We start from the raw sequence: 24,501 nt of genomic DNA, 5'->3' as shown, positions 1-24,501 counted from the left end.
TCGCAGTTAAAGGCGAACCTAAAGAAAAACTTCGCCAATGATTTATTTTTTTACATGCACAGTGCGAATCGTAATATCTGCTCGATAGGGAAGCAAACCTGTCTTGAAAAGAATTAATTGTCCCTTGGGCCCAGCAACATAATTTGCAAATGTCAGAGGTAAAGCCCTGTACGGATCTACAACTATCGCATATAAAGTACGTGCAAATGGATAACGTCCATCAAGTAAATAAGCCTGATAGGGTTTCCAACTATTCATAGGAGTCGCCTTATCCTTTATGGATACAGACATGACATGAACATTCTTCTTAAATGTAGTATTCGTTGAATCACGCTTGTCATTCAGCCAATTTGAACCAATAATACCAATAGCATTAATATTGTTACTCACATAATCTATTACAGCCTTACTATTCTTAGCTGCAACAATATTTTTAGTAGTAAGATTCTTACCACCCATAATTGAGTCTATAACATAATGCAGTGTTGCAGAAGCAGGATTATCGAAAACAACTTCAATGCCTCCACGTTTAGAACCTGGATATATTTCATTCCAGCGATTTACCTTCCCACTTAATATTCTCTTAATATCTTTGACCGTTATGCAAGTATCGTTGTTATTCTTATTAACGATGAAAGCCAAACCATCATAACCAATAGGGAATGTTTCAGGAATTAAGTTTTTTGATTTGAAATAAGCAACTTCGCTTGGTTTCAAATCACGAGATGTAAAGAAGAGACAAGTCTTCAAATCTTGCAGTTTTTTGAATCCCGTTATATCATCAGCATAAATAGCCTTCAAATGTGCTTTAGGGTATTCATATTCGAACTGTTGTCTTTCTTCCTCTATAAAAGGGCTGAAACTCTCATCAGAGACGAATTCAATCGTCCCTGATGAAGGAGTATCTGTTCTACTGCCTTTGGTTTTCTTCCCACAAGAGGAAAATAAAACCAAAGACAGGGATAGTCCAATAAATATATAAGATAAATTCTTATTCATTTATTTCAATTATTGTAACTTGAATTGTACTGGCACATTGAACTTCACACGCACAGCAGAACCATTCTGCTTACCTGGTGTCCAACGCGGCATACTACTTACAACACGTGCTGCTTCACGATCAAGCGATGGGTCTACAGACTTTGCTACACGAACATCAGTGATAGAACCATCACGTTCAACAACGAAAGAGATTGTTACACGGCCTTGAATTCCATTCTCTTGAGCCACAACAGGATATTTAACGTGTGAACTGAGATACTGCAACAATGCTGCAGGACCACCAGGGAATGATGGCATAACCTCAACAACGTCAAATACTTTTTGTGTAACTTCTTCCTTTGGAGCTGGAGGAGGAGTAGCCACTGCAATATCATTACGTACAGCCTCAACAGTACGATCCTTCGTACCTTCATGAGTTTCTGTACCTACAGCAACCTTATCATCCAACTGGTCCATCTGTTTCAACGTGTTAGACTCTTTAACAAGTTCATCTTTCTTAATTACAGGAGCAACGAACTTCTGTGTCTCACGCGCTACAGGAATCTCCTTCTTAGGCTGAACCTTAGGCTGAATGGTCTCTTTCTTTTCTTGTTTCTTAGCCTCTTGCTGAAGTTTTGCAAGCTGCATAGCTTCCATGTAAGCTTGTTGTGCTTCTGCATTCTTTTGAGAAATTACTTTCCATGCAAGAAAACCACCCACGAGTAAAGCAGCAATAAGTAAGATAACAATCGACTTGATGTTACGTCCAGAAGTTCCCTTACGAAGTCTATAGGCTCCGTAAGCTTGATTCTTTCCGGCGAACACCATATCGACCCATTTAGGATCGTATAAATCTATTTTTGCCATTTGTTTCCTTTTTAAATTGTTTCGTTACTTCACCGATTATAGTTTAACTCCTCTAAGCTTCAACAAATGAAGGTCATCAGCGTTAAGCTTATCAATGACGTAAGTACCAATACTTAGAATCTGCATTTCATCGAGGGCATCAACCATGTTCTTATAAGAAGCATTGTCTGAAGGTTTAATGATAACAGTCAGCGTTGGAATCTTACCATCTTTGAGTTCACCAGCCTTAAGCTTGCTAAGTTTCTTCTGATAAATGCTGTCTGGGTACATCTTCGGATTCTTAGCTTTTTCTGCATTAAGTTCTTTAACAGCAAGCTCTATACGAATTACAGGTTTTGTACCATTTGCTGTAGCGTGATCTCTTAGAAGCTTACGGATACCATTATTTCCCCAAGTTGTTTCCTTCAACCAAGCAGGATTATTGTACTGGGGTTCACCTTCACCACAATAAATCTTATTGTCAGCAGTCACATATATGGTAATTGCTTCTGAGGCCTTAGCCTCTGTCTTCTGATCCTTTGTAACATTTTCATCATTACTCGGCATCGTCAGCTCCATTGTCTGTGGCTTACTAAGTGATGTACACAACATGAAGAACGTGATCAGCAACATGAGCATATCCACCATAGGCGTAAAGTCTACGCGAACAGTCATTTTCTTTTGTTTGCTTTCTTTCTTTGCCATTGATTAGTCCTCCTGTTTTTTAAGCTGTGTAATCATATAGTAATGGCTTTCGTCCATATCTTGGAGTTCACTCATCACTTTCTTAACAGTCTTATAAGGTGTCTTTGAGTCAGCTTTCAATGCTATCTTAATATTGTCATTGACCGTACGAGCTGCATCAACCCATTGCTGGAATTCACTCATACCTCCATGAATACTATCCATTGGGATTCCCTTTGTAGGTAGAATCTTATGGCGCATCGTAGGAGAAGAAGCCAAATAACCACTAAGATCTTTCATTGGAACACCAAATGTAGACTCAGTCTTAAAGACCTTGCTCTGTGCAGCACTCAATTTTATACCAAACTTATTGGCCATATTATCAAGTACCTGTCCCAATTGGTCTGTATTGTCCAAACTCATAAACACCTGACCTTCACCTGTTGGCCTACCGGCCGCATCCTTTTCAGGATTGACCAGAATGGTCAGGACGCCGTTCTCTGGCACCTTTATTTCAGACACTGAACCTGGAGTGTTTACTTTCACTGGCTCATTCTTAACGAATGTAGAGGTCAGCATGAAGAAAGTAAGCAACAGGGTCATAACGTCTGACATAGGCGTCATATCGATCCAAACGTCACTTTTCTTAATTTTTACTTTACCCATAGCGATAAATATTTAAAGGGTTAGCAAAAATTAAGCCTCTTCTGTGTGGTTAGCTTCGTATGTCTGAGCAATTGAGTAACCTACTTCGTCGAGTGCGTATGTTAGCTTATCAACCTTATTTGTGAAATAGTTGTAAGATACTACAGCACACCATGATGTCAAAATACCAAATGCAGTATTGATCAAGGCCTCAGAAATACCTGCTGAAAGAGCAGCAGAGTCAGCACCACCACCTGCAGACAAAGCAGAGAAAGACTTGATCATACCGGTTACAGTACCAAGAAGACCAGTCAAAGTACCTAACGTAACGATAGTTGCAATGATAGGAAGGTTCATTGTCAATGTAGGCATTTCAAGTTGTGTTGCCTCTTCATGAGCCTGCTGAATCTTAGCAATTTTCTGTGCTTTCTTCAACGAAGCGTTTGCACCGGTCTCCATGTCTTTGTAAGCATTCAAAGATGCAGATACTACATTTGCAACAGAACCTCTCTGCTGATCGCAAAGTTGTTGAGCCTTAGCAAAATCGTTAGCATTCAATGCAGCCTTAATGTTAAGCACGAACTTTGGAAGAGAACCCTTACCGAAAGCAGTCTTCATAGCGAGTACACGCTCAATAGACATTGCTAAAACAGTTAACAACAGTGTATGGATTACAGGCACAATCATACCACCTTTGAAGATAGTACCCCAAACATCTGCAGGTGAACCATTAGAATCTCCACCCTGGAAGTGACTAGCATCACCAAACCATGTGTAGAACAATGCAAAAGCGATAGCAGCGCAAACGACGATAATCCAGAATGCACCTCTTACTCCTTGAAAGCCCTGAGATTTCTTAGGGCTGGCTGTTTTTTGTGTAGTTGCCATAATTTAAAATTTTAATTTTTTAGTTATTATAATATTAATGTATTATCAAATAAATTCAGTAATTCAGTAATTACAAACAATTTGTCCACCTTTTTGTTTGGCAAAGATAGCAATTTATGAATAACTAAGCACTTAATTAAGAAGTTTTAACGATGAATTCTTATAGAAAGTGCCATATCAACTCACATTATTTTATTTATTCTTTGATTGTCATTTCAATTTTAACAATGCGTCTTTAATTCTCTTCATTGCCTCATTGATGTTATCATCACTCGTGGCATAACTCATTCGGAAGCACTCAGGAGCACCGAAAGCATCACCACATACAGTAGCAACATGTGCCTTTTCTAACAGGTAAAGAGAGAAATCGGTCGAGTCTTTTATCGTTATTTGTCCATCAGATTTGCCAAAGAAACTACTACATTTTGGGAACAAATAGAACGCACCCTCAGGCTTATTTACCTCTAAACCCGGTATATTCTTAGCAAGTTCTACTATTAAATCCCGTCTACGTTCAAAAGCCTGACGCATCTCTTCCACACAATGCTGATCTAAAGTATAGGCAGCTTCAGCAGTCTTCTGACTAACAGAGCAAGGTCCACTCGTATATTGTCCCTGCAACTTATTACAACCTTTAACAATCCATTCGGGTGCAGCTATAAAACCAATACGCCACCCTGTCATTGCATACGCTTTTGAAACACCATTCACAACAACAGAACGCTCTTTCATACCAGCAACCTTTGCAATGCTCGCATGACTGCCAATATAATTAATGTGCTCATAAATTTCATCTGCAATCACAATTACACGCTCGTGTTTTTTGATTACTTCAGCCAATGCATCCAACTCTTCCTGGCTATAAACACTACCTGTCGGATTACTCGGAGAACACAAAATCAATAACCTTGTCTTTGGCGTTATGGCATCTTCCAACTGTTTGGGAGTCATCTTAAAGTTCTGTTCAAACCCAGCATCGACAATAACAGGATTACCACCTGCTAATTTTACCATCTGTGGATAACTCACCCAATATGGTGCCGGAATAATTACCTCATCGCCATCATTAACCAATGCCATAATGGTATTACACACACTCTGCTTCGCCCCATTGCTAACGAGTATCTCGTTAATGGTATAATCCAAACTATTTTCACGTTTCAACTTCTCAACAATAGCTTTCCGCAGACTTGCATATCCAGGCACAGGAGAGTATTTTGAATAGTTTTCATCAACGGCTTTCTTAGCAGCCTCCTTGATAGCTTCAGGCGTATTGAAGTCGGGTTCACCCACACTCATATTGATAACATCAATACCTTGTGCCTTCATTTCATTACTCTTTTGCGACATTGCAAGTGTTGCCGATGGCGCAAGACGATTCAAACGATTAGATAGTTGTTCCATAACACTAAATTTCAGGTTAATTAATCAACTACAAAAATAATCATTTTATTCTTTAATATGAATAATCTCAGCGATTTTTTTTGATTTTTATTCTCCGAATACTATCGGAGAATAAATTAATCTAAAGTTTATTTCAAATGAAGTGTATGCCCCATACGATCTCGTTTGGTTTCAAGATACTTCTTATCATATTTATTCGGCATAATCTCTATGGGTACATTCTCCACTATCTCAAGTCCATACGCCTCCAAGCCAACACGTTTTGTAGGGTTATTTGTCATGAGTTTCATCTTCTGAATTCCAAGGTGTCGCAACATCTGTGCACCGCAACCATAGTCTCGTTCATCTGGTTTGAAGCCCAAATGTACATTGGCATCAACGGTATCATAGCCTTCTTCTTGCAGTTTATAGGCTGCAATCTTATTCATCAAACCAATGCCGCGACCTTCTTGTTGCATATAGATAACAACACCTTTTCCCTCTTTCTCAATCATTTCCATTGAACGATGGAGTTGTTCTCCACAATCACAACGGCGACTTCCCAATATATCTCCAGTGGCACATGAAGAGTGAACACGTACAAGAATAGGTTCACCATCTTCCCAATGTCCTTTGATTAAAGCCATGTGTTCAAGTCCGTTGCTGGCCTGACGGAAAGGAATTAGTCTGAAATGCCCATAAGTTGTTGGTAAATCTACTTCGTCTCCAACTTCTATAGTGGTCTCTTTCTTCAGACGATATGCTATCAAATCCTTAATCGTTATAATCTTCATTCCCCACTCTTTCGCACGTTCTACCAACTGAGGCATACGTGCCATGGTGCCATCTTCATTCATAATTTCCATCAAAGCACCAGCGGGATAGAGTCCCGAAAGCTTGCATAAGTCGACCGCAGCCTCTGTATGTCCGCTGCGACGGAGCACCCCATTATCTTGTGCATACAAAGGGTTAATGTGCCCAGGACGACCAAAAGTTTGTGGCACTGAAGCCGGATCAGCCAAAGCTTTGATAGTTTCCGCACGATCATGTGTTGAAACTCCTGTTGTACAACCCTCAAGTTTATCAACCGTAACCGTAAATGGTGTACCAAGCATTGACGTATTATCTGACACCTGATGTGGCAGATTCAACTCTTCTGCACGTGACATTGTGATAGGAACACACAGCACACCTCGTGCATTTTTCAACATAAAGTTTACTGCTTCGGGTGTAATCTTCTCGGCAGCCATTATCAAATCGCCTTCATTTTCGCGGTCTTCATCGTCCACAACAATAACAAACTTACCCTCCTTAAAGTCTTTAAGGGCTTCTTCAATCGTATTTAATTTGAAATCTCCCATATCTTTTCTTCGTTTAGATTCTTTGTTTTGATACTCTTAATTTATATATATAATAAGGTGAAATTAATCATTTATCCTAACTCTTCCTTTTTAATACGTCTGGCAATGTTTTGATTTGTTTGGCACACCATCTTCAAATCTCGGAGTAACCGCACACGGAAACGCCACATTCTACAATAAAAGAATATGCCCAACGGAATGATTACTGCCGACAAAATATTAAGCCATTTACGCTCGAAAGGCCGGGTATGTGCCTTAACCGATAATACTGGATAGTTATTTAACTCATTCAAGAGATAAGCATCTCGTGTATTTGACAAATCAGTTATTACGCTTTCAAGTTCACTACTGATTCGTTCTATCTCGTGATCGGGTCTGTATTTGAAGAACACTTTCACCGGATCAGGCATTCGTTTTAAGTTATGTAGCGTTGAATAGGTCTCAATATCCTGACTAATCACAGCCAATTTCGCCACATCTTCCGCATAACATGGTTCATCAATTATCACTTCTTTACCCGTGATATTCCGCTTAATCTTAAGTCCCAACACTCTACGCATCATCTCCCGATATTGATCTAAGTTGAACACGGCAGAGTCGTTAGAAGCTTTATACGTTACAAAAATAGCCAAAGGTGTTAGTACACCCGGCGCAAGTCCTTTGCCAAACCACACCGTCCACATACCACTTCGAGCCATTCTATAGCCAGAATTGTCAAGGATATAATAGATAATAAACACTAATACAGAAACGATTACGGGGATACCCAAGCCTCCTTTGCGGATAATAGCTCCCAAAGGAGCACCAATAAAGAAGAAAATCAAACACGATAGCGCCACTGTAAACTTGCTCACGGCTTCGATTTCATGCTGTCGAATGATACGATCTCCATCATCGGTAAACATACTTTTGAAGTCCAAATCGCTCACCGCACCCTGCACTTTACTCATTGCTTCGCTTACGGCTTGTTGCTTTTGTGGCAATGACAGGCGATTAAAAATGGTGTCTATATTTAGTTTATTCCCAGCCTTTACAGCCAAAAGTGAATCTCTCTGATTCACATGTGGCATATAATAAAGTCCTCGTTGTGCATCGGCATAATACTGCCTGCCCACACTATCATAGCTTAACTTCAACGAATCTTCATCTCTAAATATCTGCGCTAAACTCTTTCCGCGTGCATTATTCGTTAAAACAGAGGCATCGGTCATATTGAATCCTGCATCAAAATCAAGGACAATACGCTTTGTTATGAATGATTCTCTACGATAAGGAACCGCTGCACTATTTCCAAAAGCATCGGTTTGCATGTTCTCAAACCATTCCCCACTCCACAAAGTCAACACCAAGTGTTTCTTCTCTGCAGTCGATTGCAACATTCCCGAGTCTGCAAGAATGATGGCTTGGTCCTCATAACTGCCCGTCATTCGATAGATCATGACGCCATAAAGCTTACCCGTCTTCAGGTCTTTATGCTGTACATAGAGATTACTATTAGGGATTCCATCATAGAAAACGCCTTCAGGAATCTCAAGTTCTGGGCTCTTTTGCTGCATTGATATCATCAATTGAGCAATCTTGTTATTGGCTTCTGGTCCAATGTTATTTTGGAAAACAAACGACAATCCACTAATAAATATCGTGATAACTATCAGCGAACGAAAAGATTGCATCAAAGAGATTCCAGCGGCCTTAATAGCTGTAAGCTCACTACTTTCACCCAAATTACCGAATGTAATCAATGAAGATAGCAAAATAGCCAACGGCAAAGCTTGTGGCACAAGCATTAACCCCATATACCAAAAGAACTTTGCCATGACTTCCATGGAAAGCCCTTTACCAATCAATTCATCGATATATCGCCATAAGAATTGCATCATCAGCACAAACTGGCAGATGAAAAACGTGCCCACAAAGAGCATCCCAAACTGTTTGGCAATAAATATATCGAGTTTCTTTATCCTTATCATCAGAGTCTTGTTTCATGTGTCTTGCACACACACTCCATATATTTGCAAAAGTAGTATAAATTTATCAGATTTCCTTTCTTTTTCCCGTTTTTTATCAACTTTCATCTGATTATTCCAGCTCCTCTGCCTTTCAACGACAGGCAGGCTGTCTACTTAGCTCTTCAAAACTTACACAAAATCGCACGCTTAAAACGATAACACAGCACAAAATAAATGCCTTACAGAGAAAATATCAGGGATTTTTTAAGCTAAAATTTTGCAGTTTAAAAACTTTATACTACCTTTGCACCCGCATTCCACAAACAAATGGTCTGTGATGGCGGGATAGCTCAGCTGGTTAGAGCGTCGGATTCATAATCCGGAGGTCGTGGGTTCGGGTCCCACCCCCGCTACAATCAAAGCCTCGTAAATCGTTGATTTGCGATGCTTTTTTATTGAATAATCAGCAAGCTTCTATTACATTATCCTTTCGAATATAGCAGAGTATACACATAAAGAAAGCTAAGAGCGATGTAACATCCCATGCTACGAAAAGTAAATACAAAATGGCTATTTCGTAAAATAGCAAGAATGGATTTGCAACATGTCCTATTTTACCGCATGAAATGATACAAATCATTGTATGAAATGATGCAAATTGTATGGTTATTCGACACATTTTGTAATGTATTTGTTGTTCAACGCTGTAGGCGTTGCGCTTTTGCTAGCCCAGAGTTGGCGTCAGCCTACCCTGGGTTATGTATATAGTTGGAAAATTAACGCCGTAGGTGTTGTGCTTTTTCTGCGTGGAATGCCGTGATAAAACACCAAAGAATAAAAGGTACAACGCCTACAGCGTTGTTAACACTAATGACAACTAACCCAGGGTAGACTACGCTTTCGCTTGTCAACCCTGGGCTATCAAAGGTACAACGCCTACAGCGTTGCCACTTCAATAAATAAAAGGTTTATGCCTATTACGTGGAAAGAACACATTCTATGTTATGTTTTTCCTCATAAATTACCATTAAATCACGCCATAGAATGAAGCAAATCATCATGTGATTGTAACATTTTCTTTTATAATCTTCCTTATTTTGCACACAAGTTTAAGGCAGATTACCGACTGAAATGCACGAAATCATTTTTACGTTTCTAATAGATTAAAAGCTCTCCTAAATCACTATTCTCATTCATCACATTTCATTTACTTTACCTAACGACCGACTCTTCACACACATCCTCTTTTCTTTATGCTACATTAGAAGATATTTCTCAAAACGAAATGAAATGCACAATACCCAAACAGCAAGAGAATGAGCTACTTATAACCCTCCATTCCTCTTAGGTTCACATGCATTTCATACTTAAAAACTACAAACAACAAGCGAATTATACGCCTCCATTGCAGTCTCCTAACTTGTTTTCTATATCGTAATTTCATTGTACAAAGAATATTTAAAGAGTGTTTTCTTACATCATCTTTTTTTCATTTATTTGGAAATCAGCCCAATTTAGAATAACGTTGTAGCCGAGAAAATAGAGAGAGGTTAATTGTTTCTCAACAAGAAGGATTATCAATACAAAAACTTTCTAAAACAAAAGTAGGACTTATTTATTACGTATTCAAGATAAAATCCCGTCAAACCGCTCAAACAAGTAAGGCAGAACATGTCTTAACTATTACTGAATAAGCATCATTTTTGAGTTAGGTTTCATGATAGATACATGGTAAAGAAACAAACAAAAGATTATGATTTACTCATCTATACGCCTGAGTCTGGTGCGTCAATGGCCGAGAACACCGATTACTTTGTAGTGCTTCCGGCAGTTAAAATCACTAAAGGGATAACGCTGGCCTTTATCTTAGACAATGGGAAAGCAGTTCAAGTGAAGTTCTCTAACACTATTGACATCAAGCGTGCACAATCATATTCTTTGGGAGATATTGCGATAAATCCTGCCAAAGCAAAATTAGACGTGATAACAGATAAAGGATTAATTGATGCCATTAAAAAAGTTAGCTCTGATGTAGAGCTTGAAAATGACAGCTCACTGAACATTTATCAAGGATATAACCTTGACAGAATACTTAAACTGAAAGGTGAACTTGATTTGAGTAATAATGATAAACTTACTTCGTTAAACGGCTTACAATACTTCCAAAATATTACAAGCATAAAATTATTCGGTAATCAAAATCTTACTGGTAATATCGATTTAACGAAGTGTACATACAGAGTTGTCCATCAGTGTAAAGCATAAATGTTACTGGACTTGATATAAAACAGCTTACAGCACGAAGCCTAAATGGCTTGGAACAAGTTACTATCAATGGGAATAACAAGCTTTCTTCTGTCACTTTAAATAATAATGGGGAATTAAAGTCAGTTGATGTAAGCAATTTACCAGTATTAGAAAAGCTGGAAACCTATTATAGTGGAAAAGTAACAACCATCAACACATCAAATTCTCAGAATCTAAAAGAAATCAATGCATCTTCAAATAATGGTTTCCTTGCTAACATAGAGGTGACTATGACGGCTGCACAAAAGACAACACTCAACCAGGTTAAGCCATTCAAAGAAGGCGAAAATGATAATAACGCCAATGTTGAAGATACCAATAGTTGGGTAAAAGCTATTGTTAGATAATTGAATTTAGAAATACAATAAAGTCTAAGTTCATAAATAAAAGACCCTAAGCATTTCTATTTTTGCTTAGGGTCTTTTCGCATTATGACAGCATACAATGCTATAAATCATAGACATTGTATTACACCCTATTATATATAGTGTGCTGAATAGGTCTATTTATTCGCATAATAATTGCGTTCAGACTTCACCACTCCACTCTTATGAAGCGTCAATGTAACTTGTTGGAGCGATTTATTTGCATGATCAAAGAGTACAGCTGGATTGAGACGGTGGCCTTGAAAGAATACTTCGAAGTGAAGATGTTCGGTTGTTGCGCGGCCCGTTCGTCCTGTTAGACCTATCACCTGCCCAGCTTTTACCCTATCTCCTACCTTCACAAGATTCTTTGATTGATGGCTATAAAGCGTCTCAAAACCATAGCGATGCTTGATACGTATACAGTTTCCATAACCTGCAAAAGGGCTACTTCTAACAACAACTCCATCAAATGCCGCAAGAATCTGGTCGTTAGGCTTCGTCTTTATGTCTACACCCGGATGATGACGTGCCCCACCAAATGGACTGATGACATGACTTCCGGGTAATGGATAGGCCCAACGTTCTTTCTCAAAATCAGCAAGATTCAGCTTAAAAGAATTGGTATTCTCAAACGGATTCTCGGGATCAACATCATCGTTCTTGCTCTTCTTTTTCTCGTTTACATCATTTCCACCTTTCAATGCCACATCAACATAACGACCATTCTTTGTGCAAAGCAAGGTCTTCTTACGCAGTTTGTGGCTCCGAAGCTCCACAATCATCTCAGGATTAAAACGTCCTCCGTTCACCATAATAGAGAACTTACAGAAGGTTCGACTTCCTTCACCACCTACAATGGCTATAGACTGGCCGGCATTCACCTTTTGTCCCACCTTAACTAAGTTCTGGGCGTTGTTCCCATAGACGGTTTCTAAGCCATTATCATGGCGAATTACTACAACGTTTCCAAAGCCGTTGACGTTGCGCGAAAGTCGAACTACACCGGCAAACATAGCCTTTATGACGTCACCTTCTTTAGTTTTAATCTCTAAAGCCTGACTATTGTCTGTGAGTTCTGCCTTTCCAACAGGCAAGGGAAAAACGTAATCACCTGCTTTCAAGGTGCTCAAATCAATACTAAATGTATTTGAACGCGAGAAAAGTCCAGGTGTTGTAATACTAATTTGCTGTTGTTCTGCAGCCGTAAATGTATCTTTTGCTGGAGTGAAAGCACTTATCACAAAAGTAAAAGTGATAATCGGCGCAATGTACTTAAAATTGAGTTTCTTTGTCATAATCTATGTGTTATTCATCGTTATTACTATATTTAAGCCTTAATCTCAGGCTCTTTTTTATTCTTTCAACATAATTCCAGAGAATATTCTACCAGAGTTAATGCCAAGACGACGCGCAGAAAAGAAGTCATTTACATGTGTAAAGGTGCACACATTAGACATTAATATATGTTCGCTTTGCAAGCCGACATGCAATAATTGCAGTCGATTACAAGCACTTAAGTCTATATGCCACTTCTCATCATGTCGTGAAATGGCCGACATATCGAAGCCTTCCTCACTGAAACGTGCATAGACTTCGTCGCCTACCTCAAAGGCATCAAGAGAGATTCCAGGGCCAATAACTGCACGAAGTTTATCTGAACACGAACCAAACACCTCTTGCATACGTTGCACTGTCTTTTCAGTTATACGCTGCACTGTACCCCGCCACCCCGCATGTACAGCCGCAATAGCTCGATGTTCAGGGTCATAAAGAAGTACAGGAATGCAGTCTGCCGTCGAAACGCCTATACAAACATTTGGTAATTTTGTAAGAATAGCATCATAACCCTCGGCAGCTTGTCGTCGTTTTTCAGCTGAACACTGAAACCAAGCCTCATCAACAAGCAAGCAACGAGTATCGTGCACTTGATGAACCATCACGATATTATCGGGTGTAATGCCTAATTCGGTAGCAAGAAGTCTTCGATTTTCAACAACATTATCGAAGTTATCACCGCAAAACTCATTGATATTAAAGGCACAAAAAGAACCTGTGCTTACTCCGCCACGACGCATAGAGCTGAATGCGCGAACGTCTTTCGCAAGATGATATTCATATAATTCAGGCACAATCATAATGTGGTGTCGCCGTCATATTCAAAATCTTCGAGGTCTTCTACATTGCCATCATCTATAAATTCTATGTCATCTTCGTCTGCACCTTCAGCCAAAAGTTCTTCTGCAAAGACGCGCATATCCTTATCACGATGTACAAGTGTGTCCTCGGCGGTTATCTCTTGGAGCTTATTACTCTCGCTATTCAGTTCCTTCCAAAGCACATCTTTCAACTCACTTAGTCCCATTCCTGTTACCGAAGAGATAAAAACAACGGGCAAATCTTGCGGTAAAGTATCCTTTAAAAGGTCTATAAGCTCATCGTCAAGCAAGTCACTTTTCGTTACAGCCAGCACGCGATGCTTATCTAACATCTCGGGATTGAACTGACGAAGTTCGTTGAGTAACACTTCATATTCCTTCTTAATATCATCTGTATCGCCAGGAACCATGAACAACAACAAAGAGTTGCGTTCAATATGACGTAGGAAACGTAGCCCAAGACCTTTGCCCTCACTGGCTCCTTCAATGATTCCCGGAATGTCAGCCATTACAAATGACTTATGATCACGATAGCCCACAATGCCTAATGAGGGTTCAAGCGTCGTGAAAGGATAGTTAGCTATCTTCGGACGTGCACTCGAAAGTGCAGACAACAACGTTGATTTTCCGGCATTAGGAAAGCCTACAAGGCCAACATCTGCAAGGAGTTTTAACTCCAAAATAACCGTCATCTCCTCCATAGGTTCACCTGGTTGAGCGTATCGAGGGGCCTGATTTGTGGCCGAACGGAACTGAAAGTTCCCCAAACCTCCACGTCCTCCTTTCAACAAAAGCACTTCCTGTCCATCATAAGTAACGTCACAAACATACTTTCCTGTATCGGCATTATAGACTACAGTGCCACAAGGCACGTCGATATAAGTATCTTTTCCGTTAGTACCATGACACTTATCACGCCCTCCATTGCCGCCATGTTCTGCATAGATATGACGCTGATACTTTAGATGAAGAAGTGTCCAGTAGTTGTGATTTCCCCTAAGATAGATGCTACCTCCATGTCCTCCATCACCTCCATCGGGTCCACCATTAGGCTGATATTTTACATGTCGCAAGTGCATAGAACCTCTTCCACCCTTTCCTGAGCGGCAATATATCTTTACGTAGTCAACGAAATTGGAATCCATAACTCTAATATGAAGTAATAAATAAGGACTGAAAAATAGCGCCTTAATAGGCTTCTCTACCATAAAATTAAAGTTTGAACCTTGATTTTAGAAGAAGAACATATTCTAAAATTAAAGTTCAAACCTTAACAAACAAAGCTTAAAGCGAATCGATAACCTCGCTAATACGAGCAAAGATGTCATCAACAGAGCCCAAACCCACTACATGATGGTGTGTGCCATCATTCTTATACCAGTCTATTAATGGTGCAGTCTGCGTGTGATAAACATTGAGACGCTTCTTAATAGTCTCTTCATTGTCATCACTTCTACCGCTTTCTTTTCCACGATTGATAAGGCGTGCCATGAGCTCCTCTTCGGGAACAGACAACTCTATCATTGCAGCTATCTTGTGACCACGCTCATTCAACATCTTCTTTAGCGCCTCAGCTTGCGGTGTAGTGCGTGGAAATCCATCGAAAATCACACCTTTATGGTCCTTACCAAAGCCATCATAAACGTGTGCAAGAATGTCAATCATCAGTGCATCAGGTATCAATTGACCATTATCAATGTAGCTCTTTGCGGTCTTACCAAGCTCGGTTCCATTCTTAATTTCATTACGTAACACGTCGCCGGTAGATATATGTCCGAAGCCATACTTAGCTATCATCTTGTCACTTTGCGTTCCCTTTCCTGCGCCGGGAGCACCGAAAATTACAATATTCTTCATTATTTCTTCTTTTATAAAATGATAAATTACTTTGTGATTTATTTCTCTTCTACTATCGTATAGATATCTCTTAGCTGACGACCTTGCTGATCATAGTCGAGACCATAACCCACTATGAAGTCATTCGGGATTTCCATTGCGACGTATTCTATATTTAATGGCACCTTAAGTTTATCGGGTTTAACCAGTAAAGAGCATATATGTATCGACTCAGGATTACGCGTTCCAAGACTCTCTATCATTTGTTTCATCGTCAAACCTGTATCGACAATATCCTCTACAATGACTACTGTTCGCCCCGCAAGGTCCTCGTTCAGTCCGATAACTTCTTTGATTTTACCTGTCGAAGTGGTGCCTTGATAAGAGGCAAGCTTTACAAATGAAATCTCACAAGGAATCGTTATGTTGCGCATTAAGTCGGCAGCAAAGATAAAAGAACCATTCAACACGGCCAAGAAAAGGGGATTTTTATCAGCCAAGTCCTTATTGATTTTCTCGGCTACAGCCTTTACACGCTGTTGAATTTCAGCCTCGGGGATAAACGTTTTGAACGTCAGATCCTTGATTTTAACAATACTCATAAGTGCGAAATAAAATAATTTGTAGCAAAATTACTAAAAATATGGGAAACAACATCCACCGATTAGCATTAATTTTGTATTTTTGCAACACTATACAATAAGTCATGAAGATATTCAACAGCGCTCAAATTCGAGAGTTAGATAAATATACTATAGAGCACGAACCTATTGCTTCACTTGATTTAATGGAGCGTGCTGCAAAGGCAATTGCCCAAACCATCATGCAGAGATGGACCAAATCATCTCCCTTTGTGGTCTTTGCGGGACCAGGAAATAATGGAGGTGACGCGCTGGCTGTAGCGAGATTATTGGCTGAAGACGGCTATACTGTCAGCGTTTATTTGTTCAACATTCACAACCACCTTTCTAATGATTGTGCGAAGAACAAACAACGGCTCATTGATTGCAAGCGCATTAAGGATTTTAATGAGGTGATTGTCAACTTCGAACCACCCCGTTTGGACAACAACACCGTTGTCATTGACGGACTTTTCGGTAGCGGTCTCAACAAACCGCTGGCAGGTGGTTTCGCTTCTTTGGTCAAATATATCAACCAATGCAAATGTAAAGTTGTGAGTATTGACTTGCCTTCTGGCCTAATGACCGAAGATAATACATACAACATCCGCCAAAACATTGTTCGAGCTGACCTCACTCTAACGATACAACAACTCAAACTTAGTATGCTGATGGCTGATTGTCAACAGTATTTAGGTGAAGTTCGCGTGCTCGACATACGCCTATCACCCGATTGTATCGCTGCTACTGAGACGCCATATACCATTCTCGAAGAGAATGATATACGCTGCCGACTACGCCACCGCAATGCTTTTGCACATAAAGGCAATATGGGTACGGCCTTAGTTATTGCCGGTTCGTATGGCATGGCAGGTGCTGCTGTTCTGACAACCAAGGCTTGTTTGCGCGCAGGTGTAGGCAAAGTCATCGTTCATACGCCTAAACGCAACTGCAATATCCTACAAACAAGCATCCCAGAGGCTGTGCTTCAGATTGACAAAGAGGAAACAATCTTCTCCGAACCTGTTGATACTGAGGACTACGAAGCTGTTGCAATGGGACCCGGTTTGGGGCAGAACGAAACCTCGGCCATAGCATTAATTGCCCAAATCCGACGCACACAATGTCCCATGGTGATTGATGCTGACGCACTAAATATATTAGGTGTGCACCGCGCTTGGATGCAACAACTGCCCGAAGGCATTGTCATGACACCCCATGTTGCGGAATTTGACAGACTCGATGGAGCGATGGCGAATGGTTGTTACGACCGATTGACCAAGGCAATTGCCCTTGCTGAGAGCCTTCATGGCTACATTTTACTCAAAGGACACTACTCTGTTTTATGCACGCCCGACGGCAAAGCATACTTCAATCCCACAGGAAATGCAGGCATGGCTACTGCCGGAAGTGGAGACGTATTGACTGGAATCATCACAGGACTATTGGCACAAGGCTACAACCAAAAAGACGCTTCACTCGTCGGAATGTATCTACATGGCCTCGCAGGTGACCTTGCTGCCCGTGACTTGGGACAGGAATGTCTCATTGCCAGCGACCTGATTAAATACCTTCCAAAGGCATTTGCACGAATCAAAGATTAGAAATCAACATCGAATATGAAAAAAATTATAACCCTGTTCTTAGGACTTTTCGCATTAACAGCACATGCACAGCAACCCACAGAAGGCTGTACTTATTTCCTACCGAAAACGATAATACAGTTTCATATCCTTGTTGAAAAGACGGTTTTCAAGCCAGGTGAGCTTGCAGCATATAGCGGAAAATACTTAAAAATGCCTGATGTGCCGACCGAACCGGCTACATCCTACCGCCTCATTAGCACCGAAATGAAGTCTGTTGGCATCCCCGACACGGCACAACAACATGTTGCTGTGATGGATAAAAAACATAGTATACTAAGCCTTAGCCGTGATGATAATGGCATTTTACTGGCTGTTAACGCAGAAGGTACTAAGGCTGAACCGGCACATCCGTTTGTAGCGGCGCCAAAAACTGCACCACTTAACCCACACGACTACATGAATGCCGACATTCTTGCAGCGGGTTCGCTTCCCAAAATGGCTGAACTTATTGCGTCAGAGATTTATGAAATACGCGACAGTCGTAATCAATTGACCCGCGGAGAGGCTGATAATATGCCAAAGGATGGTGAGCAATTGCGCATCATGATGGCTAATCTTGACAAGCAAGAACGTGCGCTCATGCAGATGTTTACAGGCACAACCGAACGTGACACGACTGAAACCACGCTCACTTTCATACCAACAAAGGAGGTAAATAAACAGGTGTTGTTCCGCTTTTCAAAGCGATTGGGCCTTGTTGACAACGATGATTTAGCAGGTCGCCCGTTCTACATCAGCGTGCAAGATCTACACTATGTGCCCACACTTAACCTCCCCGATGATGGTAAAAAGAGTAAGGATAAAAGTGGAATCTGCGTGAATCTGCCCGGAAAAATTAGGCTCTCACTTTATGACGGCTTACAACTCTGCGCCAAAACCGAATGTTATGCAACCCAGTTTGGACGCACAGAAGAGCTTAGTGGCGAGCTGTTTGGTAAGAAAATGACCACAAGAATCGTCCTCGATCCTGTCACAGGAAACGCTCGAAAACTTGAAGTTGTGCCGATTCAATAGGCACATGAGAGTATCATTTGGAAGAAATTATCACCGCATGCAAGTCGATTGTATGCGGTTTTTTATGCAAATCTCATCCCTAATCACATCAAATTGACCATGAATATAGAATAAGGTATTGGCTTAAACGACAACATTTATACAACAAAGGCTTTTCGCTTGCACAACGAATATGTGAAAACCAATGAATATGTTAAATCTAAGCAGAAAAATATACAATAGGGATAAAATACTGAGAGAAAACAAAATGGCGCTGCATTTGAGGCTAAAAATCACCTACTTTCACACGATTCACAAATCATTGAGCTTCAAATCATTACGAAATAAGTTTCAAATTGCGAACTGATTTTTCATCAAAAGATGTTGCAATCTAAGTCAAACGAGTGTGCGAAAAGCAGCAAATTATACGATGAATTGAGGCAAACAGCGATGTAATATGCGTCAAATCATGAAATAATTCACCATGTATAACAACACAAAAGAATAAAAAACAGAAAACATCCCCCATCTTTCTATACGTTTATTCACGAAAGATAGAAAAACAAAATGTTAAAAACAAGATAAAGATTTGACAAAAAGCATAACACCCTTTATAGGTAAAAGGGTTGGGAAAATACATCGTTCATCGTTTGCGTGAATGACGATTGGCTCGCTGTTCACGATATCTGGCCTTCTGACGCGCACTCCCTGAGTCGTGTGCTCCAGTGATATACTTTTTCTTTTTGGCTTTCGTTTTCACCTTATCTTCTTCCTTTTTCGGACCAGAAGAACCTTTGAAACTGATGCCATTCTCTAAGATGCTTTGGAAATCATCCATAGGTTATGGGGTTAAATGATTGAAATTTAAACGTGATTAACCTTGAAGTTTGAATATTGAACCTTGATTTTACAATCTCTTTTCATTAATTTCTGCCCACAAAGAACGTTCAACATTCAAACCTCAACGTTCAAAATATGATTTAATGGTGGAATAGTCTCACGCCAGTGAAAGCCATTGCAATACCATATTTGTCACAAGTTTCGATGACATTATCGTCACGTATTGAGCCGCCGGCTTGGGCAATGTATTGCACTCCGCTCTTATGTGCGCGCTCAATATTGTCTCCAAATGGGAAAAAAGCATCGCTTCCAAGAGCCACGTTGTTATTTTTTGCAATCCATTCTCTTTTCTCTTCTCTCGTCAGTACAGCCGGTCTTTCCGTAAAGAACTGCTGCCATACGCCCTCACATAATATGTCGTCATGCTCTTCACTGACATAAACATCTATGGTATTATCACGGTCGGCACGACGTATTCCGGGCTTAAACGGGAGATTCATCACCTTTGGGCACTGGCGCAACCACCATGTATCAGCTTTACTTCCGGCTAAACGTGTACAGTGAATGCGGCTTTGTTGTCCAGCACCTATACCGATAGCTTGGCCATCTTTGACATAGCAAACAGAATTACTCTGCGTATATTTCAACGTGATTAAAGCGATAATCAAGTCGCGTTTGGCCTCATCTGGGAATATTTTATTCTTTGTTGGGATGTTATCGAATAGCGAAGGATCGTCTAATTTTACCTCATTTCGACCTTGTTCAAACGTGATTCCAAACACTTGTTTGTGCTCAATGGGAGCAGGAGTATAGTCAGGATCTATCTGAATTACATTGTAAGTACCCTTTCGTTTGTCTTTCAAAATCTCAATAGCCTCGTCAGTATAGCCAGGCGCAATCACTCCATCACTGACCTCTCTCTTTAATAATGTGGCGGTAACTGCGTCACAAACGTCGCTAAGTGCAACGAAATCGCCATACGAGCACATACGATCAGCACCACGAGCACGGGCATAAGCACACGCAAGTGGAGACAAAGGAAGCTTTACATCATCAACAAAATAGATCTTCTTTAATGTGTCACTAAGGGGTAAACCGATAGCCGCGCCAGCAGGAGAAACGTGCTTAAAGCTCGCCGCTGCAGGCATTCTAGTGGCTGCCTTGAGTTCTTTGACGAGCTGCCAACTATTGAGTGCGTCAAGAAAATTAATGTAACCAGGGCGTCCGTTGATGACTTTTAGGGGGAGTTCTCCGTCTTCCATATAAATTCTGGAAGGCTTTTGGTTGGGATTACAACCATACTTTAAAGCTAAATCTTTCATCTTTGGGGGAATTTTATCTATTTGCAAAGATAATAAAAAAATAATGATTAACTTTGCAGCATAGGTATTTTATTTCTAAGTATGTTATGAAACAGAAATTGGTTGCCTTGCTAAAAGAGGCCGAAAAGAAGTTGATTAGGATGACGAAAACAGGAAACGATTTCGAAAAGTTATCCAAATTCTTTTCTCTTCACCATGTAAACCTGACACCAGACTCATTGAAGAAGCTCAAAAACTACTTCACTGGAGCTGAGAAACCCTCACGACAAACACTCGACCGGCTGGCACTTTTCGCTGGGTTTCAAGACTGGGAGAGTTTGAAAAAGACTTTCATGGAGGAAGGAAAACACGCAAATCGTGATGTTTGAAGCTTGACTTGCGGACATCAGACAATAGAAAGCGGTAGAACTTTTGATAAACTTTTGCTTTCAAAGTAGTTCTATGCAGTCCGTAAACTCTTCACCATCATGCCAAAGAAAAAGAGGTTATGCACCATAAGGAGCATAACCTCTTTTATTTCTTTACGAAGAAACGGCAGCTTATTCAGCTGTTGTTGTGTTGCTTCTCTTCTCTGCAATACGGGCTTTCTTACCTGTAAGAGCACGAAGATAGTACAATTTTGCACGACGAACTTTACCGCGTTTGTTCACTTCGATAGAGTCGATGTTCGGTGACTCAATAGGGAAGATACGCTCAACACCTACAGTTCCCGACATCTTTCGAACCGTAAAACGCTTCTTTTCACCGTGACCTGAGATCTTGATTACTACTCCACGATAGAGCTGAATACGCTCTTTTGTACCCTCAATAATCTTGTAAGCTACAGTAACTGTATCGCCTGCATTGAATGAAGGAAACTGTTTTCCGGTTGCAAATGCTTCTTCAGCAACTTTAATTAAATCCATTTTTTGTTTGAAATTAAATTTTGTTTGTGCCCAACGCAACATGACCAAGCAACTCTTCTGCTGCCAGCGGTTACGCCGAAAAGCTGTGCAAAGGTACAAAAAAAATGCAAATCACGACCTCATTAATATTGGTTTTCTTTGGTTTTTAACACAAATTCTTCTTTTTTCCATGTAAAACAACTACCTTTGTAACAACTAATTACAAATGTATGGATAAGAAAACCATCTCTTTTTGGGCTGCAACAGCCTTACTTTCTTTGGCTTCCTGCAAGTCGCATTATGAGCTTTCTTCTGTCAGTCGCAGTCGAATCTTGATTGATAATAAGTATGATGCTAACCCCGATAAAGACGCAGAAGCCTTCCTTTTGCCTTATAAGCATCAGGTAGATAGCTTGATGAGCCCCGTCGTTGGTGAGGTTTCTGAATACATGTCGGCTCGAAAGCCCGAGAGTACACTATCAAATCTGCTCGCAGATATTTTGCTTTGGGGAGGTAAGAACTATCAAGAGAGCCCCGACTTTGCCGTATATAACATGGGTGGAATACGTGCCGCCTTCGCCCAAGGAGACGTTACTTATGGTGATGTTTTAGACGTTGCACCCTTCGAAAACAAGATATGTTTCCTCACGCTTTCAGGCAAAAAGGTGCACGAACTCTTTGAACAAATAGCCTCAACTGGTGGAGAAGGTGTCAGCCATGGCGTCAACTTGGTTATCAGTAAGGACCATAAGTTGTTGGATTGTAAGTTGAATGGCAAAGAAATCGACGACAATAAGGCTTACAGAGTGGCTACACTCGACTACCTTGCACAAGGCAACGACAAACTCGAAGCATTCAAATCAGCAACTAATCTCGTATCACCTCAGACACCAGAGAATAATGTTCGCTTCATCATCATGGACTATTTCCGTGAACAAAAGGCTGAGAACAAACCCGTAAGTCGCAAGATTGAGGGGCGAATCATCATAAAATAATCTCCTATTAAACCCAAGAATATGAAAAGAAATCTATATCATCATCGCCAAAAGGCTTTGAAACGTGCACTCTGTTGCTTGCTGTTTGCATGTGCAACACTAACAACTTATGCGCAAAAACAACTCACTATACTCCACACAAGTGACACCCACAGCTGCATTCTTCCACTCAATAAGAATCTTGCCGACACGCTCTTTGCAGGACGTGCAGGCTTTATTCGCCGCATCAATATGCTGAAAGAAGAGCGCAAGAAGGACCCAAACTTGCTGTTATTTGATAGCGGTGACTTCTCACAAGGCTCACCTTATTATACATTATTTAAGGGAGATGTTGAGATTGGGCTTATGAACAGGATGCATTATGACGCAGGTACCATCGGAAACCATGAGTTTGACTTTGGTATTGACAATATGGTTCGCCTCTTCAAAAAGGCAAACTTCCCCATCATTTGCTCTAACTATGACTTCCGAGGCACTCCACTTGAGGGACTTGTAAAGCCTTATATTGTGCTGAAACGCAAGGGAATCCGCATCGGAGTCTTTGCTCTCGACCCTCAACTTGAAGGACTTGTTGCCACAGCCAACTATGGACCAATCAAATATCTCAATCCCGTTACCGTGGCAAATGATATGGTAAAGATTCTACGTGGAAAGGAAAAGTGCGACCTTGTCATTTGTATCTCTCACTTAGGATGGGAAGATAAAGGTATGGGAGACCAGATGATGATTGCTGGTTCGCGTGGAATCGACGTCGTACTTGGCGGTCATTCTCACAGCTTCTTTAAGGAATTGCGTTATGTAAAAGACTTAGACGGACGCGAAGTTCCTGTAGATCACGAGGGAAAGAATGCCATTTTCGTGGGTAAACTGATGCTCAATCTTACTCAAAATAAAAAGTAAGAACTACCATTTTAGAGCGAGTATCACGCACAGATCGGGCGTATGGAAGCATGATTTTATTCTCCATACGCTCGATATGCTTTTGATCGAGGCTGTTAACCAAGCTATACATGAACTTCAACTCAGGCCGAATCTTGAAAAACGGCAGGTAAAAGTCACAGCCAAGTCCTACTTCTGCAAACGTATCATAACGCTTAAGCTTTACATAATCGTTATCTTTTCCACTTAGATTCAAGGCTGGAGTCATGCCCACCATCATGTAAGGACGATGATTATTGAATCGAGGTGCAGCAAAAATCAAGTCTACTGGAAGGGCCATATACACCGATTTCATGTTCTGCCGATAGGATATTGGCTCATGATTTGGGCCTGCCACACTATGATTTAGCAACACAATATGGCGTGAACCGAAATACATTGTCGGCGCAACTCGTAGTTGTAAGTGCTCCGAAAGACGCATTTCACCAAGTACTCCCACGTTAAAACCCATGTCAAAACGATCCTGATCAGTGGATATTATCTGTTGTGTTGATGTACCATTTTCAGCCACAACAGTCTGTTCTCCGCTATTAACAAACTCCAAATCTTGTACATGTGAGCCGACGGAAATCCCGAAATGAAAGGGTCGAAGATCTGTATACGGGCGATTTTGAACTGTCCGTTGTTGCGCCATAGCAGCCATTCCAAAGGCTAAACCCATAGCAATCAAACTCCATTTTCTTATCTTCATGCTACTGATAAAACGCACTTCACGTGATGATATTGCATCATGTAGGAAAAGAAGTAGTATAAAAAAAACAAAAAAATAATACCTAAAAGTAGGTATTTTGAAATTTATTATATACCTTTGCATCGTGATTCATGAGCTGAAAGGCTTGGAATTGGTACAAAAACATT

The 24,501-nt window shown here is 40.6% G+C and carries 25 protein-coding genes and 1 tRNA gene; 8 read left to right on the top strand and 18 right to left on the bottom strand.

Annotation, left to right across the window (positions count from 1 at the left end; translation table 11 throughout):
- Positions 1-42: 42 nt before the first annotated feature.
- The 8 genes from HMPREF9145_RS01880 to HMPREF9145_RS01845 form a co-directional block, all read right to left on the bottom strand.
- On the bottom strand, positions 43-999 hold the full coding sequence (locus tag HMPREF9145_RS01880) for a PstS family phosphate ABC transporter substrate-binding protein (protein WP_021824798.1): 957 nt from the start codon (positions 997-999) through the stop codon (positions 43-45).
- Between the two features lie 9 nt (positions 1,000-1,008).
- Positions 1,009-1,848 carry an energy transducer TonB gene (locus HMPREF9145_RS01875; RefSeq protein WP_021824595.1) on the bottom strand — a complete coding sequence of 280 codons (840 nt, stop codon included), beginning with the start codon at positions 1,846-1,848 and terminating at the stop codon, positions 1,009-1,011.
- 36 nt (positions 1,849-1,884) lie between these two features.
- Complete coding sequence (locus tag HMPREF9145_RS01870) at positions 1,885-2,532, bottom strand: ExbD/TolR family protein (RefSeq protein WP_021824495.1); 648 nt, start codon at positions 2,530-2,532, stop codon at positions 1,885-1,887.
- Between the two features lie 3 nt (positions 2,533-2,535).
- Positions 2,536-3,177 carry an ExbD/TolR family protein gene (locus tag HMPREF9145_RS01865; RefSeq protein WP_007134417.1) on the bottom strand — a complete coding sequence of 214 codons (642 nt, stop codon included), beginning with the start codon at positions 3,175-3,177 and terminating at the stop codon, positions 2,536-2,538.
- A gap of 30 nt (positions 3,178-3,207) precedes the next feature.
- Positions 3,208-4,044: a MotA/TolQ/ExbB proton channel family protein gene (locus HMPREF9145_RS01860; RefSeq protein ID WP_007134418.1), complete on the bottom strand. Its 837-nt coding sequence runs from the start codon at positions 4,042-4,044 to the stop codon at positions 3,208-3,210.
- A gap of 210 nt (positions 4,045-4,254) precedes the next feature.
- Complete coding sequence (locus HMPREF9145_RS01855; protein ID WP_021824695.1) at positions 4,255-5,448, bottom strand: pyridoxal phosphate-dependent aminotransferase; 1,194 nt, start codon at positions 5,446-5,448, stop codon at positions 4,255-4,257.
- 128 nt (positions 5,449-5,576) lie between these two features.
- Positions 5,577-6,788 carry a bifunctional 3,4-dihydroxy-2-butanone-4-phosphate synthase/GTP cyclohydrolase II gene (locus tag HMPREF9145_RS01850; protein ID WP_021824762.1) on the bottom strand — a complete coding sequence of 404 codons (1,212 nt, stop codon included), beginning with the start codon at positions 6,786-6,788 and terminating at the stop codon, positions 5,577-5,579.
- A gap of 71 nt (positions 6,789-6,859) precedes the next feature.
- Complete coding sequence (locus HMPREF9145_RS01845; RefSeq protein ID WP_021824507.1) at positions 6,860-8,758, bottom strand: LptF/LptG family permease; 1,899 nt, start codon at positions 8,756-8,758, stop codon at positions 6,860-6,862.
- Between the two features lie 318 nt (positions 8,759-9,076).
- Between HMPREF9145_RS01845 and HMPREF9145_RS01840 the strand changes: the two genes are divergently transcribed.
- Positions 9,077-9,150: transfer RNA gene (locus tag HMPREF9145_RS01840), tRNA-Met, on the top strand.
- Between the two features lie 363 nt (positions 9,151-9,513).
- Here the strand turns inward: HMPREF9145_RS01840 and HMPREF9145_RS12615 are convergent.
- Positions 9,514-9,693 (bottom strand): lipopolysaccharide modification acyltransferase, encoded by a 180-nt coding sequence (locus tag HMPREF9145_RS12615; RefSeq protein ID WP_231369737.1) that lies wholly within the window; start codon positions 9,691-9,693, stop codon positions 9,514-9,516.
- Between the two features lie 772 nt (positions 9,694-10,465).
- Between HMPREF9145_RS12615 and HMPREF9145_RS12465 the strand changes: the two genes are divergently transcribed.
- Positions 10,466-11,002 carry a hypothetical protein gene (locus HMPREF9145_RS12465; protein ID WP_021824655.1) on the top strand — a complete coding sequence of 179 codons (537 nt, stop codon included), beginning with the start codon at positions 10,466-10,468 and terminating at the stop codon, positions 11,000-11,002.
- A gap of 50 nt (positions 11,003-11,052) precedes the next feature.
- Positions 11,053-11,391: a hypothetical protein gene (locus tag HMPREF9145_RS12460; protein WP_021824703.1), complete on the top strand. Its 339-nt coding sequence runs from the start codon at positions 11,053-11,055 to the stop codon at positions 11,389-11,391.
- Positions 11,392-11,546: 155 nt separating this feature from the next.
- Here the strand turns inward: HMPREF9145_RS12460 and HMPREF9145_RS01830 are convergent, their stop codons facing one another.
- The 5 genes from HMPREF9145_RS01830 to hpt form a co-directional block, all read right to left on the bottom strand.
- A complete protein-coding gene (locus tag HMPREF9145_RS01830) occupies positions 11,547-12,707 on the bottom strand; it encodes a M23 family metallopeptidase (protein WP_021824706.1) in 1,161 nt (386 codons plus the stop codon).
- A 57-nt stretch (positions 12,708-12,764) separates the two neighbouring features.
- Positions 12,765-13,547, bottom strand: a complete 783-nt coding sequence (gene pgeF, locus HMPREF9145_RS01825) for a peptidoglycan editing factor PgeF (protein ID WP_021824768.1) — start codon at positions 13,545-13,547, stop codon at positions 12,765-12,767.
- Positions 13,544-14,713, bottom strand: coding sequence for a GTPase ObgE (gene obgE, locus HMPREF9145_RS01820; RefSeq protein WP_021824724.1), 1,170 nt, complete (start codon positions 14,711-14,713; stop codon positions 13,544-13,546). Before obgE ends, pgeF begins: the two co-directional genes overlap by 4 nt.
- Positions 14,714-14,852: 139 nt before the next feature.
- A complete protein-coding gene (locus HMPREF9145_RS01815) occupies positions 14,853-15,425 on the bottom strand; it encodes an adenylate kinase (RefSeq protein ID WP_021824509.1) in 573 nt (190 codons plus the stop codon).
- A 38-nt stretch (positions 15,426-15,463) separates the two neighbouring features.
- Positions 15,464-16,006, bottom strand: coding sequence for a hypoxanthine phosphoribosyltransferase (gene hpt, locus HMPREF9145_RS01810; protein ID WP_007134429.1), 543 nt, complete (start codon positions 16,004-16,006; stop codon positions 15,464-15,466).
- A 104-nt stretch (positions 16,007-16,110) separates the two neighbouring features.
- Here hpt and HMPREF9145_RS01805 point away from each other — a divergent pair, with 104 nt between their 5' ends.
- Complete coding sequence (locus HMPREF9145_RS01805; RefSeq protein ID WP_021824659.1) at positions 16,111-17,628, top strand: bifunctional ADP-dependent NAD(P)H-hydrate dehydratase/NAD(P)H-hydrate epimerase; 1,518 nt, start codon at positions 16,111-16,113, stop codon at positions 17,626-17,628.
- Positions 17,629-17,643: 15 nt separating this feature from the next.
- The gene (locus HMPREF9145_RS01800) at positions 17,644-18,684 is read left to right on the top strand and encodes a DUF4831 family protein (RefSeq protein ID WP_021824648.1); all 1,041 of its coding nucleotides are present in this window, start codon (positions 17,644-17,646) and stop codon (positions 18,682-18,684) included.
- 622 nt (positions 18,685-19,306) lie between these two features.
- On the opposite strand, the gene HMPREF9145_RS01795 is transcribed toward HMPREF9145_RS01800, so the two are convergent.
- Both HMPREF9145_RS01795 and HMPREF9145_RS01790 read right to left on the bottom strand, forming a co-directional pair.
- Entirely contained in the window at positions 19,307-19,501 is a 195-nt protein-coding gene (locus tag HMPREF9145_RS01795) for a hypothetical protein (RefSeq protein ID WP_021824709.1), read from the bottom strand.
- 142 nt (positions 19,502-19,643) lie between these two features.
- Positions 19,644-20,825, bottom strand: a complete 1,182-nt coding sequence (locus HMPREF9145_RS01790) for a phosphoribosylaminoimidazolecarboxamide formyltransferase (protein WP_021824497.1) — start codon at positions 20,823-20,825, stop codon at positions 19,644-19,646.
- Between the two features lie 86 nt (positions 20,826-20,911).
- On the opposite strand from HMPREF9145_RS01790, the gene HMPREF9145_RS01785 reads away from it, so the two are divergent.
- On the top strand, positions 20,912-21,193 hold the full coding sequence (locus tag HMPREF9145_RS01785) for a hypothetical protein (RefSeq protein WP_007134435.1): 282 nt from the start codon (positions 20,912-20,914) through the stop codon (positions 21,191-21,193).
- A 171-nt stretch (positions 21,194-21,364) separates the two neighbouring features.
- On the opposite strand, the gene rplS is transcribed toward HMPREF9145_RS01785, so the two are convergent.
- Entirely contained in the window at positions 21,365-21,730 is a 366-nt protein-coding gene (rplS, locus tag HMPREF9145_RS01780) for a 50S ribosomal protein L19 (RefSeq protein WP_036906293.1), read from the bottom strand.
- A gap of 209 nt (positions 21,731-21,939) precedes the next feature.
- Between rplS and HMPREF9145_RS01775 the strand changes: the two genes are divergently transcribed.
- Complete coding sequence (locus HMPREF9145_RS01775; RefSeq protein ID WP_021824708.1) at positions 21,940-22,704, top strand: 5'-nucleotidase C-terminal domain-containing protein; 765 nt, start codon at positions 21,940-21,942, stop codon at positions 22,702-22,704.
- Positions 22,705-22,725: 21 nt separating this feature from the next.
- Positions 22,726-23,604, top strand: coding sequence for a bifunctional metallophosphatase/5'-nucleotidase (locus tag HMPREF9145_RS01770; protein ID WP_021824516.1), 879 nt, complete (start codon positions 22,726-22,728; stop codon positions 23,602-23,604).
- Here HMPREF9145_RS01770 and porT read toward each other — a convergent pair.
- Positions 23,585-24,334, bottom strand: a complete 750-nt coding sequence (porT, locus tag HMPREF9145_RS01765; protein WP_021824621.1) for a type IX secretion/gliding motility protein PorT/SprT — start codon at positions 24,332-24,334, stop codon at positions 23,585-23,587. The two genes, HMPREF9145_RS01770 and porT, sit on opposite strands and share 20 nt — an antisense overlap.
- Positions 24,335-24,501 lie beyond the last annotated feature (167 nt).

It is taken from the genome of Segatella salivae F0493 (assembly GCF_000477535.1).
Lineage (GTDB): Bacteria > Bacteroidota > Bacteroidia > Bacteroidales > Bacteroidaceae > Prevotella > Prevotella salivae.
Note: the sequence above shows the minus strand (reverse complement) of the source record. Positions and strands in the feature narration are given on the sequence as shown.

Bases quoted from the DNA above. Each gene is read 5' to 3' on its own strand.
- HMPREF9145_RS01880 (WP_021824798.1), bottom strand. From the start codon at position 999: ATGAATAAGAATTTATCTTATATATTTATTGGACTATCCCTGTCTTTG.
- HMPREF9145_RS01875 (WP_021824595.1), bottom strand. From the start codon at position 1,848: ATGGCAAAAATAGATTTATACGATCCTAAATGGGTCGATATGGTGTTC.
- HMPREF9145_RS01870 (WP_021824495.1), bottom strand. From the start codon at position 2,532: ATGGCAAAGAAAGAAAGCAAACAAAAGAAAATGACTGTTCGCGTAGAC.
- HMPREF9145_RS01865 (WP_007134417.1), bottom strand. From the start codon at position 3,177: ATGGGTAAAGTAAAAATTAAGAAAAGTGACGTTTGGATCGATATGACG.
- HMPREF9145_RS01860 (WP_007134418.1), bottom strand. From the start codon at position 4,044: ATGGCAACTACACAAAAAACAGCCAGCCCTAAGAAATCTCAGGGCTTT.
- HMPREF9145_RS01855 (WP_021824695.1), bottom strand. From the start codon at position 5,448: ATGGAACAACTATCTAATCGTTTGAATCGTCTTGCGCCATCGGCAACA.
- HMPREF9145_RS01850 (WP_021824762.1), bottom strand. From the start codon at position 6,788: ATGGGAGATTTCAAATTAAATACGATTGAAGAAGCCCTTAAAGACTTT.
- HMPREF9145_RS01845 (WP_021824507.1), bottom strand. From the start codon at position 8,758: ATGATAAGGATAAAGAAACTCGATATATTTATTGCCAAACAGTTTGGG.
- HMPREF9145_RS12465 (WP_021824655.1), top strand. From the start codon at position 10,466: ATGGTAAAGAAACAAACAAAAGATTATGATTTACTCATCTATACGCCT.
- HMPREF9145_RS01830 (WP_021824706.1), bottom strand. From the start codon at position 12,707: ATGACAAAGAAACTCAATTTTAAGTACATTGCGCCGATTATCACTTTT.
- pgeF (WP_021824768.1), bottom strand. From the start codon at position 13,547: ATGATTGTGCCTGAATTATATGAATATCATCTTGCGAAAGACGTTCGC.
- obgE (WP_021824724.1), bottom strand. From the start codon at position 14,713: ATGGATTCCAATTTCGTTGACTACGTAAAGATATATTGCCGCTCAGGA.
- HMPREF9145_RS01815 (WP_021824509.1), bottom strand. From the start codon at position 15,425: ATGAAGAATATTGTAATTTTCGGTGCTCCCGGCGCAGGAAAGGGAACG.
- hpt (WP_007134429.1), bottom strand. From the start codon at position 16,006: ATGAGTATTGTTAAAATCAAGGATCTGACGTTCAAAACGTTTATCCCC.
- HMPREF9145_RS01805 (WP_021824659.1), top strand. From the start codon at position 16,111: ATGAAGATATTCAACAGCGCTCAAATTCGAGAGTTAGATAAATATACT.
- HMPREF9145_RS01800 (WP_021824648.1), top strand. From the start codon at position 17,644: ATGAAAAAAATTATAACCCTGTTCTTAGGACTTTTCGCATTAACAGCA.
- HMPREF9145_RS01795 (WP_021824709.1), bottom strand. From the start codon at position 19,501: ATGGATGATTTCCAAAGCATCTTAGAGAATGGCATCAGTTTCAAAGGT.
- HMPREF9145_RS01790 (WP_021824497.1), bottom strand. From the start codon at position 20,825: ATGAAAGATTTAGCTTTAAAGTATGGTTGTAATCCCAACCAAAAGCCT.
- HMPREF9145_RS01785 (WP_007134435.1), top strand. From the start codon at position 20,912: ATGAAACAGAAATTGGTTGCCTTGCTAAAAGAGGCCGAAAAGAAGTTG.
- rplS (WP_036906293.1), bottom strand. From the start codon at position 21,730: ATGGATTTAATTAAAGTTGCTGAAGAAGCATTTGCAACCGGAAAACAG.
- HMPREF9145_RS01775 (WP_021824708.1), top strand. From the start codon at position 21,940: ATGGATAAGAAAACCATCTCTTTTTGGGCTGCAACAGCCTTACTTTCT.
- HMPREF9145_RS01770 (WP_021824516.1), top strand. From the start codon at position 22,726: ATGAAAAGAAATCTATATCATCATCGCCAAAAGGCTTTGAAACGTGCA.
- porT (WP_021824621.1), bottom strand. From the start codon at position 24,334: ATGAAGATAAGAAAATGGAGTTTGATTGCTATGGGTTTAGCCTTTGGA.